Source organism: Maricaulis sp. (assembly GCF_030149425.1).
Classification (GTDB): Bacteria; Pseudomonadota; Alphaproteobacteria; order Caulobacterales; family Maricaulaceae; genus Maricaulis.
This window is the reverse complement of record NZ_JASBRQ010000071.1, coordinates 1-11,615: the sequence shown is the minus strand read 5'-3', so window position 1 is coordinate 11,615 and position 11,615 is coordinate 1. Positions and strand designations below refer to the sequence as shown.

The window sequence follows — 11,615 nt, the reverse complement described above, 5'->3', positions numbered from 1 at the left end:
CTCCGCCTTCTTGTTGCGCAGCGTCCGTAGCGCGGAGATGAGCCGCTTGCGCGTGCCATGCGGCATGATGACGTCGTCGATATAGCCACGACCCGCCGCCACGAAGGGGTTGGCGAAGCGGTCTTCGTATTCCTTGGCGTGGGCGGCCATCTTGTCGGGGTCGTCGGCATCCTTGCGGTGGATGATCTCGGCGGTCGGCCAGGCATAATTCACATCGCCGCGCAGGTGTTTGGAACTCATCACGTCATAGGCGCCGCCATAGGCCTTGCGCGTGATGACGGTGAGCTTGGGCACGGTGGCCTCGGCATAGGCGAAGAGAAGCTTGGCGCCATGCTTGATCAGGCCGCCATATTCCTGCTTGGTGCCCGGCAGGAAGCCCGGCACGTCGACAAAGGTCACCAGCGGAATGTTGAAAGCGTCGCAGAAGCGCACGAAACGGCCGGCCTTTCGGCTGGCATCGATATCGAGCACGCCGGCCAGGCTCATCGGCTGATTGGCGACGAAACCGACGGGCTGGCCGTCGAGGCGGCCAAATCCGACCACCATATTGGTGCCGTAGTCCGGCGCGATCTCGAAGAAATCGCCCTCATCCGCCACCTTCTCGATCAGCTCCTTGATGTCATAGGGCTTGTTCGGATTGGACGGGACCAGCGTATCCAGGCTCGGCTCGGAACGATCGGCGCTGTCATAGCTCGGGCGTTTGGGCGGGTTTTCCCGGTTGGAGAGCGGCAGGAAGTCGACCAGGCGGCGCAATTGCACCAGGGCTTCCAGATCATTCTCGAAGGCCCCGTCGGCGACACCGGATTTCTTGGCATGCACGGACGCGCCGCCGAGCTCTTCGTGGGTGACTTCTTCATTGGTGACGGTTTTGACCACGTCCGGCCCGGTCACATACATGTAGGAGGTATCTTTCACCATGAAGATGAAATCGGTGATGGCGGGCGAATAGACATCACCGCCGGCACACGGGCCCATAATCATGGAGATCTGCGGCACCACGCCGGAGGCCAGCGTGTTCTGCAGGAAGATGTCGGCATAACCGGCCAGGGAGGCAACGCCCTCCTGGATGCGCGCACCGCCGGCATCGAAAATACCGATCACCGGAGCGCCATTCTGGATCGCCGCCTTCTGGATCTTGACGATTTTCTGGGCGTGGGTCTCCGACAGCGAGCCGCCGAAAACGGTGAAGTCCTTGGAGAAGAGATAGACCAGGCGGCCATTGATCGTACCATGCCCGGTGACCACGCCATCGCCGGGGAATTTCTTCTCCGCCATGCCGAAATCATTGCAGCGATGCTCGACGAACATGTCCCATTCTTCAAAGGAATCATCGTCGAGCAGGAGTTCGATCCGCTCGCGGGCGGTCAGCTTGCCCTTGGCGTGCTGGCTTTCGATACGCTTCTCACCCCCACCCAGGCGCGCCTGAGCGCGTTTCGCATCGAGTTGTTCCAGCACGTCTTTCATGGCGCTTCCCCAAATGATTGAGTGTTCAGTCTCGCTCGATAGCAGAGGCCGGGCGTGGGAGGCAATTGACAGCCTCCGCGACGCGCATCTAGCGCGGCGGCGCCATTTCCAGCTGCAAGCCGTCAACAAAGCGTTCGAAAGCGCGCAGGCCACTCAGAAACTCGCCGGAAGTCGCGCTGCAGGTGATGGTCGCCAGCTGGCTTTCCCCGCCAATAAGCACTGTCAGGTGGTCGAACTCGGAATTACCAGATCGGGAGGTGAAGATAGTGCGCATCGCCGGATACCCGCCCGGCAATTCTACTACCGTCGTCGAGTAGGCTTGAGCGACATCCGATCCGGCTCCGCGCAGCTCCTGTGCAATGCTCTCTGGCGTCGCGCTGTTGAAGTAGGCGTCATAGTCGGCCCGGCTGGCGCTGAGCGAGGCGACACCGATATTGCAGTTCTGCGTTGCGAACAGTGTTTCGCGCTGGGTGGGCAACCAAGTTGGCAGGCTCGACGTTTCTGCGGTCTGCTGGGAGTAGGTCCACCCGTCAATCTCCCGGCCATCATAAACGCCCTCCATGCGGGCCTGAGCCTCTGCAAGCGTGGGGAGGGGTATCGCCATAAGGGCAGCGGCCAATATCGGCTTCATGAGAGCACTCCTTGGTTAGCGCGGCGGGCGGGTATTGATCTCGATGTTCTCTGCGAACCCGTAGAAGGCGTAGAGCGCCGGAAGAAGATAGCCGGTCTGGATGGTGCAACGGACCAGAACCAGGTTGTTGCGGCCTGAGATCGAGACCTGCATGGCCTCAAAACCCTGGTTCTCATAGGCACCGGCCCAGAGGTTCCGCATCGCCGGGCGGTCATGCATGGTAATGACTTCGGTCAGATAGCCCTGACGCCAGTCCACGCCCTGGGCCCGCAATTGCGCGCCAACCATGGCCGGATCAGCCGCATTGAAAGCGTCCAGCCATTCCGCGCGCGTCGCCTCGACCTCTGTCACCTCAATGTTGCAGTTGGCGCCCGCGACGGCGCCGCCCTCGGGTATCCAGGTCGGCAAGCCCGCAGCCTCGGAGCCTTCCTCGGAGTAGGTCCAGCCCTCAACATTGCGGCCATCATAAACGCCGCGCACGCGATCCTGCGCTGCAGCGGCAATCGGCAGGGCCGCGACGAGCGCAGTGGCAAACACAACAGACTTCATACAATCTCTCCCCGGTTTCGCCTGACTATCGCCGCAAACCCCTGCAATGAAAACCCATGCAAGCCGGAACGGCCTTGCACTTGCACATGAGGGGGCGAAGGAGACGCCAATGGCCCATGCTGCGCTCAGTGCCCATCTTGTTTCAATCGACAAGCTCAGTCCGCGTGAGCGCCAGTACTGGCGCGGTTTCTGCGAAGAAAATCCGGCACTTGCCTCACCCTATTTCACGCTGGAATTTGCCGAACATTGCGCCCTGGCCCGGCGCGACACGCGAGTCCTGGCCATAAGCCAAAACGGAACACCTTTCGCCTTTTTACCCCTTCATGTGTCCCGCACCGGGCTTTTCCGGCCGCTTGGCGGGCCGATGGGCGACCATCATGGCCTTATCAGCAATGAGGGCGATCTCGATATTCGCCAGGCGTTCAAACTGGCCCGACTTGGCGGGGTGTTCTCCTTTTCCGGCGCTCTGGCCAGCCAACCGGGATTTGCCCGGCTAGGCGATGGCAGCGAGCCCTCCTGGGTCTGTGACATGTCCGCAGGCTTCGAGGCCTATTGGGACGGACGCCATCAGGCCGAGGCCAAGGCGATGCGCAATCTGCGCGCCCGCGAACGCAAACTGACCCAAGCCGGGCATGATATCGTCTATCGGATTGATGATCGCCGCGTGGACGCACTGGACTGGCTCGTCGCCACCAAGCGCGCGCAATACGCGGCCACCGGCGCCACGGACGTGTTCAAGGCCCGCTGGGCCCGCAGCCTGACATATTCGCTCATGATGGATCGCAGCGATGCGCTCGGTGGCATTCTCTCGACCATGGAAATCGACGGTCAGCTGGCCGCTGCCCATTTCGGCATGCGTTCCGCGAGCGTGCTGCACTACTGGTTCCCGGTCTACGACCCGGCTTACTCCAAATACAGTCCCGGCCTGATGCTGTTCCGCGAACTGCTACGCGAAACCAGCCAGGACGGTATCCGTGAGGCTCACCTGGGCCCGGGCAGCTATGATTTCAAAAAGCGCTTCGCCAATGCCAGTTTCGAGATCGCCCAGGGCTGCGCCTGCAATCTGTCGCTCACCGGAGCCGCACTCAGGCTTGGCCGCGGAATTGACCGCATGGCCCAGGCTCTGCCCATAGGCCCGCTGTCGGAACTCCCCGGCAAGGCAATGCGCCGGCTCGACAAGATGACGGCGATCTACGGCATCTAGAGTGCCGCGAGGACGTTTCCGACGCTGACCATTTCCGTCTTGAGACGCTCCAGGCGCTCAAGCGCTTCGGCATCCTCGCCCCATTGGCTGAGCTGGAAATGCTCATCAATGGTGGACAAGGCAAAGGCCTGCTCCGCATCAATGCGCCCAGCCAGCAGCGCAAAGCCGAGCACGGCGGAACCGCAAAGCGCGGTAGCGTGGGCCAGGGCCGTCAGCCGGATCGGATCAAGCTCACGCACCCGGCCATGCAACACGGTTAAGGCGACAGCATCCTGGTCGACCGGCAACAGCCCGGTTGAGGCCACCAGCTCGATACCCAGCTCCTCCTTGGCCCAGGCAAGCAGCGGATCCCAGGCTGCACTTTGCGCCGCGATCAGCTCGGCCGGCTCCGGTGCCCGGAAGCACAACAGATCGGTCGAGGCGTATTTGACGATTTCCCCCGCCGTGGCTTCGCGGGTTTCCGCCATACGGTCCAAGGCGACAAAACAAAGCCGCGTGGCGGGCATGTTGGGCGCATCGATGCGCTCCCCCTGCACTGCCCACTCATCAGCGATCAGTTGGGCCAAAGCCTCGCTGGGCAGGCTGACGGTCTGTTTCGCCGGGGTCTTGATCGCCCGGCCGTCCAGCAGAACGCGCCAGCCGTCCTCGGCCTGCTCGACGCTGACGGCTTCATAAAAGCGCTTGGGCAGGCTGTCTTCGCGCGAGGGAATCCGCACGCCCGGCTTGGTTTCATACTCGTCGCTCATCATCCCAATTCCTCTACCCGGGCCGAAAAGGCGTCCAGCGCGGTATTCAGCGTATCGAAGCCGTCATGGAGGTCATGCGCCCCGCCCTCGCGGATTTCCTCCGGCGTATGAAAACCCCAGCTCACGCCGAGCGTATGCACACCGGCATTTCGGCCCATTTCCATGTCGAATTTGGTGTCGCCGATCATCACCGTCTGGACTGGGTCGGTTCCCGTTTCTTTCATCGCATCAAGTACCATCCGCGGATGCGGCTTGCCCGGCCCACCATCGACGGTCTGGAAGGTATCGAAATAGCGATGCAGCCCGTGATGATTGAATACAATATCCAGCCCGCGCCGGGCCTTGCCGGTCGCGACGCCCATCAACCAGCCTTCATCGACCAGGCGCTCAATGGTCTCCCGCGCGCCATCATATACCGGCTCCTCAAAGCCGGGTTCCTGGCGCTGCTCAACGAAGGCTTCCTTGTAATAGGTCGCCAGGCGCGGAATACGTTCGGCCGGATAATCCGGCGGCGCCAGTCGCAGGATCGCCTCGGTCAGCTCGAGCCCGACAATGGTCCGGGTCCGGTTATAGTCGATCCCACCCAGCCCGGCCCGCTCGAAGGCGCGGTTCATGGCGCGCTGGATGATCTTGCGGCTGTCGATAATCGTGCCGTCGACATCCCAGACGGCGAGTTTGAGCGATGCAGTCATGGCAGAGCCTTGTTCGGTATTGCCCGGGAGTAAGGGCGCGATCGCTGTGAGGCAAGACAAGAGCTGTCTTCAATCGCGCGCCCGGTCGAGAAACTGCCGGACGGCCCGCAATGATGGGATCGACTGTTCAAAGACGCCCTGCCCCAGTTCGCGCTCCATTTCGACAAGCATCGGCGCCAGCGCGGCGATACATTTCTCCCGCGCCGCCCGCCCCGCGGCGGTTATAAAGACCCGCTTCTTGCGCCCATCTTCCTCGTCTGGACGGACTTCGATCAGCCCTCTCGCCTCTAACCGGGTCAGAGTGTTTGTCACCGCCCCCTTGGTGACCTGAAAGGCACTGGCCAAACGGGCCGGTGACCAGCCATCGCCGAGCCGGACCATGTGGTTCAGCATACTGAAATGAGCCGGCAAAAGCCCGTCCGGCAGAACACGCGTGAAGGCCGACATCGCCAATTGATGGATGATGCCGACCTCGTTGAAGAAGACAAACAGCGATGGATCGTCAGGCGGGGGAGTTGTGCTCACCTTGATTGATCATCCTAGCTTCGACCGGCCAGCGCGGCGCCGGCGGAATGCGTTTGCCCGCCCAATGCGGGCGAACATCTGCACCGTGCCGCCGGAAGGCGCCAAGCGCTCGTGTATTTCAGCATAAGGCTCGGCCTGTTCGGCATACTCCTGCAAGGCCTGGCTGCAGGGCTGCAAGGTCAGCCCGAGACGGGTTGCCGCGAGATGAAGCCGAAGCCAGTCCCGGCCGGTTTCGAATTGATCCAGGCGACTATTACCGGGCGTGACCTGGCTGACGAAGGCCGGCGTCGATGCGATTGCGGTATTGAACATGTCCAAACCGGTTTGGAACCCCGCCCCCGCCGGGTCCGCCAGACTCTCCCGGCTTACGGCGCCGACCAGACGGCCAAACTCGATCATCGGACCTCGAAGCGCCAGCCCCCAAGGCTCAGCATCCATCTCCGCTCGGCCGATCCGCATGACATCGATGCTTTCCATCCAGGTTAGCGGTGTGCGCATCTCAATTTCAAAAGCGCGGATAGCCAAGTCGCGCAGGGCCACGACATCCGCCTCGTCATCATGCAGGTCGAAGCCAGCAGGATTTCTCAGCTCCGCTGCTATTGCCCCGCCCACATCCTGCCCCAAGGGCTCCAGTGCGTAATTGCCGCGATCAGTGCGCCGCCTCAATACGGCACTGAATAACGGATCAGCTTGTGCCTGCTCGGCTCGCAGGCGAATGGACACAATTCGGCGACCATCCAGCTTCGGCTGAGGGGCTCCATCAGGAAAGGGAGACACCTCGGCTTGGTAACCGGCGTGAGCGGCTCCCATCACCAGAAGCTCGGTGAAAGCGCCGAAGCCAATGGTCAATTGCCGATCCCACGGATCGGTCTGCGGCAGACCACGATCAGTCTGGAAATAGATATCGATACGATCTTCATCGGCGAGATCGATCAGCCAGGGCTGCATGTTGTGTGGATTAGGCGCCAGCACCGCCCAGGACAACGCCTGCAGGCGCGGATCGACGAAGCGCGCGGCACCGGCCTCCTTCCAGGGTTGATCAGCGTCGCGCGGTCCTCTCATCAACCACCAGCTCCCAGCGGCAGCGCCGGTCGCCAGCACCGCAGCGGAACCGGCAGTAAACTTCAACACGGATCGTCTGGAGACCGACATGATCGCCCCTTTCGTTTAACGCTGAACTTTTTAGTTCAGCGCTAAACGACTTGCAAGCCAAATCTACCCTCTTGGGAATTGGGCTTACGCCAGCTGTTCCTCGATCAGCTCTTCATCGACATCACGCAGGTTAAAGCCGAGCATGCCGAAAATCCGGTTCATATGCTTGGGCAGCGGAGCCTCGATCACGAGCGGCTTGCCGTTGTCCTGCGGTAATTCCAGCCGTCGGGCATGCAGGCAGAGCTTCTGGTCGAGGTCTTCCGGTGCCGGGCGGTGACACGGATATTTCTTGTCACCGAGGACCGACGTTCCCATGGCCTGAAGGTGAACGCGCAGCTGGTGGGTGCGGCCCGTGACGGGGCGCAGAGCCACCCAGCTGGCTTTCTGCCCCGCTTCAGCCACGACAGTATACCGGCTCAACGCGTGCTGAGCGCCGTCCTCGCCGTGGCGCGCGCCGGTCATCACCTCGCGATCAGGATCACCACCAGCACCGGCGGTTTTCTTCAAAAAGCCCTTCACCTCACCCAGATGCGGCTTGGGCACGCCGATGGCGATGGCCCAATAGGTCTTGCGCGTCTTGTGCGACTGGAACGCCTTGGCCAGGCGGGCGGCGGCGGCCGGGGATTTGCCGACCACCAGAACACCGGACGTATCCTTGTCGAGACGGTGCACAAGGCGGGGGCGCTGCAGCCCCTCCCCGAAGGCATCGAGCAATCGGTCCAGATGCTGCGTCGTCTTCGAACCACCCTGAACGGCGAGGCCGGAGGGTTTGTTGAAGGCGATCATATCCTCATCCTCATAGATAACGAGGGAGCGGACATAGTCGATGTCGCGGTCGGAGAGACGATCACGCTGTTTGATCTCTTGCGCGTCCGGCAGCGGCGGAACGCGTACTTCCTGGCCAGCTTCCAGCCGGGTGTCGGGTTTGACCCGTCCGCCTTCAACGCGGATTTCGCCTTTCCGACAGAGCTTTTGCACCTGGCCCTGCTTGATATGGGGGAAGCGGCGCTTGAACCAGCGGTCCAACCGCGCGCCGGCTTCGCCCTTATCAACGGTGATTTTTTGAACCCGGCTCATCCCTGCAGCCTCCGCGCAATCATCAATCCGGCCATCAGCGCCAGTACAGCGATGAGGACGGATGCGAGGGCATACCCCATGGCGGCCGTATAGTCGCGCCGCTCAATCATCAACACCAAATCCAGTGAGAATGCGGAAAAGGTGGTGAACCCACCCAGGACGCCCACACCGGCGAAAAGCCGGATCGACATTTCATCGGCCCGTTCGACCATCGCCAGCCAGCCCACCAGCAATCCCATCGCGAGGCCGCCAACAATGTTGACCGCAAACGTGCCCCAGGGCAGGCCCGGGCCCATCAGCCGGAGCGCCAACTGCCCGACAAGATGCCGCGATACCGCGCCAATCGCCCCGCCGGCGCCGATAAGAAGAAGCTGGTTCATGAAAAGCTGGTTAGGCTGCATGAGCTGGCAAGGCAAGAAAACCCGTCATTCGGACCTTGCCGCCCGCCAGGCATTTGCCGGCCGATAGCCTCTCGAGCCCTTGTACAGCTAACAATACCGTGCACGGAGCAATGCCCGCCACGCCCTCGCGCGTGAGACCGAAATATGAACTCCCCGTAATTTCATTACTCTGGAGTTAATGCATGCATTTTTGCAAAGGTGGTTTGGCGAAACGTAGCTTCAGTTCTGACGGTAAGTCCTTATTTACCATCGCGTATCGCAGGACGGCCTGCGGTCACAACCAAGAAAGGACACTCTCATGGAACGCTTCACGCAATCCCTGGCTACGGTGGTCAATGTCCTGTTCGTCGCTGGCGTCTTCGGCGCCATGACGGTCGCACTGGGCAGCGCCTTCGCGTAAGCCGCCTATTGCTTTCGGGGCCGGCCCCAAACCGGCCCCAGGCAGAGGCAAAACAAAAAAGCGGGATGAGCCACACGGCCGTCCCGCTTTTGTTTTTGGGTGCTTCCCCCGCCTCCGAACCACGCTAGACTGACGCTTCAGCCCAGCTGCGGAGTCGTTTTATGGTCCTGACCGCCCTTGCCTTAAGCCTTGCCCTGCAGGAGGCCCAGCCGGCCGATGAGGCCGAGGCTTTGCCAGCGGATGAAACGGTTATCGACGAAACCCTGCTGGACGGGGCAGAGGAAGACCTGCCGCCCCCGCCGCCGACCGATGCTGCGAGCCTGATCGCCCAGATTGATGGGCAATGGGCCGCCTATGGCGATCTCGCCGCTGAACTGGCCGCCCGCCGCGCCCGCGAGCGTTTCTTTGCCGAGCTGATCCTGCCGGTGATTGCCCGCGATGATCTCGATGATGGGGCCCAGGGCGAAATCCTGCGCGAGACCCGCGACACCTCGACCCTGATCGAGGAGGCCAACACGCAATGGGCCGTGGCCCAGCTCGACCCGGAACAATTTCCGGTCCTCTATCTCGAGCAATCCCGCCTCGCCCGCCAGATCCTGCGTTGGGCCGAGCGTGATCGGGCCGCCGAGCAGCGCATTCTCATGGCTCTGGAACCCGTGGCCTTTGCCGGCGCCATTGATGGCTCGGTCTATGCCCAGCGGGTTGATGTCTATCTGACCGGCCAGAACCTGGCCCAGCTCTACGGCACGCAGGAGTTCTGTATCGAGGGCACGCTGCAACCCGGACCGATTGACCAGGCGGAAACCCTCGACGCGCGCCGGACGGCCTTGGGTCTGACCTCGCTGGACGAGGCCTGGGCGGACCGGCTCGGCACGGACTGCGACAGCCCTCAAAGCGAGGACTAACGCCCCCGCCGCGTCTCCCGCAGCGCCCGCCAGCGGTCCAGCCGGTCCTTGATCGCGGCTTCGCGGCCGACCGGTTTGGGATCGTAGAAGACCGGGCGGTCGGGCATGTCCTCGGGAAAATAGTCTTGGCCGGAAACGCCGCCCTCGACATCATGGTCGTATTCATAGCCCGCCCCATAGCCCTGCTCCTTCATCATCTTGGTCGGAGCGTTGAGGATATGCGCCGGCGGCATCAGCGAACCGGTCTGACGCGCCGCCTTCTGGGCCCGCTTGAAGGCGTTGTAGACGGCATTGGATTTCGGCGAGCACGCGAGATGCACTACCGCCTGGGCAAGAGCCAGCTCGCCCTCCGGTGAGCCGAGGAATTCATAAGTATCCTTGGCCGCCAGCGCGCTGTGAATGGCGGCGCTGTCTGCCAAGCCGATATCTTCAACGGCCATGCGGACAATGCGTCGAGCCAGATAGAGCGGATCCTCGCCGCCATCGAGCATGCGGGCCAGCCAGTAGAGCGCAGCATCCGGGTCTGAACCGCGCACCGATTTGTGCAGGGCGGAGATGAGGTTGTAATGCTCCTCGCGCGACTTGTCGTAGGCTGGCGCGCGCTTGGACAGGCGTTCGGTGAGCCCGGCGGTGTCGATCGGCGCTGCGGTTTTGAAGCTGAGCACTTCCTCAACCAGGTTCAAGAGATAACGGCCATCGCCATCCGCCATGGCGCGCAAGGTGGCCCTTGCATCCTCGTCGAGCGGCAGCTCCTGGCCGCATTCTGCCTCGGCGCGGGTCATCAGCGCATCGAGAGCGTCATCATCGAGACGCTTGAGTACCAGAACCTGGCAGCGCGACAACAAAGCGCCATTGAGCTCGAAAGACGGGTTTTCGGTGGTTGCGCCCACGAGGGTAACCACGCCCTCCTCCACCACCGGCAAAAAGCCGTCCTGCTGGGCCCGGTTGAAGCGGTGTATCTCGTCGACAAACAGGAGCGTGCCGCGGCCGGCCTGACGGCGTGCGCGTGCACGCTCAAAAACCTTTTTGAGATCGGCCACCCCGGAGAACACCGCAGAGAGCGGTTCAAACTCCAACCCGCTATCTTCGGCCAGAAGGCGGGCAATGGTCGTCTTGCCCACACCGGGCGGCCCCCAGAGGATGAGCGAGGCCAGGCGCCCCTGCTCGCGCATGCGGGCAATTGGCCCCTCCCCCTTGAGCAGGTGGTCCTGGCCGATCACTTCATCTAGCGATCGCGGCCGCAGGCGCTCAGCGAGAGGTTTCGGGGCTTCGGCCTCAAGCCCGGCCGATTCGAACAGCGTGGTCATAGGCCCAGTCTAGGCCGCACGCCGGGGCCGCTAAAGCCCCGGCACACGCCACGATCAGTAGAGCTCGATCTCGGTCTCGTAGAGACGGCCGCGGCGTTCCACGGCCAGCGGCCAGACTTCGGCGCCATCATAGATCGACAGGATGCGATCGAAATCCTCGACGGTCTCGATTCGCTCCCCCATCAGCTCGAGCACTTTATCGCCCGGACGCAGACCGAAGCGGGCGGCGACAGAGCGGCGGCGGACATTGGAAATGATCACGCCATCGGCAAAGGCATCGATACCGACCGTCTGGTTGAAGGCCGGGCTCAGGGTCAGGAAGGTCGCCCCTGCAAACGGGTTGGCGCCGTCAGCGAAGAACGGGTTGGGTTCGGCAACGCCCGGTGCCGGCAGAACCGGAACGTCCAGCTCCAGCTCGCGCCCATCGCGCAGGATGGTGAAGCGCGCATCCTCGCCCGTATTGTGCGTGGCCAGGCGGAACAGGATGCCGCTGTCATTATTGACGTCATGACCATCGACGGCGAGGACGATATCGCCCTGCTCGAAGCCGGCATCATCCGCA

Annotated in this window: 13 protein-coding genes; 2 read left to right on the top strand and 11 right to left on the bottom strand. The window is 62.4% G+C overall.

Features of this window, described 5'->3' with window-relative positions:
* The 3 genes from Q1V57_RS12605 to Q1V57_RS12595 form a co-directional block, all read right to left on the bottom strand.
* Window positions 1-1,464: acyl-CoA carboxylase subunit beta (locus Q1V57_RS12605; protein WP_300531421.1), on the bottom strand; the 1,464-nt coding region annotated here is incomplete at its 3' end.
* Window positions 1,465-1,552: 88 nt separating this feature from the next.
* Complete coding sequence (locus Q1V57_RS12600) at window positions 1,553-2,095, bottom strand: hypothetical protein (RefSeq protein ID WP_300531419.1); 543 nt, start codon at window positions 2,093-2,095, stop codon at window positions 1,553-1,555.
* Window positions 2,096-2,110: 15 nt separating this feature from the next.
* Window positions 2,111-2,644 carry a hypothetical protein gene (locus Q1V57_RS12595; protein WP_300531416.1) on the bottom strand — a complete coding sequence of 178 codons (534 nt, stop codon included), beginning with the start codon at window positions 2,642-2,644 and terminating at the stop codon, window positions 2,111-2,113.
* 109 nt (window positions 2,645-2,753) lie between these two features.
* Here Q1V57_RS12595 and Q1V57_RS12590 point away from each other — a divergent pair, with 109 nt between their 5' ends.
* Window positions 2,754-3,848: a GNAT family N-acetyltransferase gene (locus Q1V57_RS12590; protein ID WP_300531414.1), complete on the top strand. Its 1,095-nt coding sequence runs from the start codon at window positions 2,754-2,756 to the stop codon at window positions 3,846-3,848.
* Here the strand turns inward: Q1V57_RS12590 and Q1V57_RS12585 are convergent.
* The 6 genes from Q1V57_RS12585 to crcB form a co-directional block, all read right to left on the bottom strand.
* On the bottom strand, window positions 3,845-4,594 hold the full coding sequence (locus Q1V57_RS12585; protein ID WP_300531411.1) for an ATP12 family protein: 750 nt from the start codon (window positions 4,592-4,594) through the stop codon (window positions 3,845-3,847). The genes Q1V57_RS12590 and Q1V57_RS12585 overlap by 4 nt on opposite strands.
* Window positions 4,594-5,286, bottom strand: coding sequence for an HAD-IA family hydrolase (locus Q1V57_RS12580; protein ID WP_300531409.1), 693 nt, complete (start codon window positions 5,284-5,286; stop codon window positions 4,594-4,596). Before Q1V57_RS12580 ends, Q1V57_RS12585 begins: the two co-directional genes overlap by 1 nt.
* Before the next feature lie 69 nt (window positions 5,287-5,355).
* Window positions 5,356-5,811 (bottom strand): MarR family transcriptional regulator, encoded by a 456-nt coding sequence (locus tag Q1V57_RS12575; RefSeq protein ID WP_300531407.1) that lies wholly within the window; start codon window positions 5,809-5,811, stop codon window positions 5,356-5,358.
* Between the two features lie 9 nt (window positions 5,812-5,820).
* Window positions 5,821-6,873: a hypothetical protein gene (locus Q1V57_RS12570; protein WP_300531404.1), complete on the bottom strand. Its 1,053-nt coding sequence runs from the start codon at window positions 6,871-6,873 to the stop codon at window positions 5,821-5,823.
* A 174-nt stretch (window positions 6,874-7,047) separates the two neighbouring features.
* On the bottom strand, window positions 7,048-8,040 hold the full coding sequence (locus tag Q1V57_RS12565) for an RluA family pseudouridine synthase (RefSeq protein WP_300531401.1): 993 nt from the start codon (window positions 8,038-8,040) through the stop codon (window positions 7,048-7,050).
* Window positions 8,037-8,420 (bottom strand): fluoride efflux transporter CrcB, encoded by a 384-nt coding sequence (crcB, locus tag Q1V57_RS12560; RefSeq protein ID WP_300531399.1) that lies wholly within the window; start codon window positions 8,418-8,420, stop codon window positions 8,037-8,039. The genes Q1V57_RS12565 and crcB overlap by 4 nt, the downstream gene beginning before the upstream one ends.
* A 582-nt stretch (window positions 8,421-9,002) precedes the next feature.
* Between crcB and Q1V57_RS12555 the strand changes: the two genes are divergently transcribed.
* Window positions 9,003-9,746 (top strand): hypothetical protein, encoded by a 744-nt coding sequence (locus Q1V57_RS12555; RefSeq protein WP_300531396.1) that lies wholly within the window; start codon window positions 9,003-9,005, stop codon window positions 9,744-9,746.
* Here Q1V57_RS12555 and Q1V57_RS12550 read toward each other — a convergent pair.
* On the bottom strand, window positions 9,743-11,053 hold the full coding sequence (locus Q1V57_RS12550) for a replication-associated recombination protein A (RefSeq protein ID WP_300531393.1): 1,311 nt from the start codon (window positions 11,051-11,053) through the stop codon (window positions 9,743-9,745). The genes Q1V57_RS12555 and Q1V57_RS12550 overlap by 4 nt on opposite strands.
* A 54-nt stretch (window positions 11,054-11,107) precedes the next feature.
* Window positions 11,108-11,615, bottom strand: a 508-nt coding sequence (locus tag Q1V57_RS12545) for a PDZ domain-containing protein (protein ID WP_300531390.1), incomplete at its 5' end; no start/stop codon positions are given.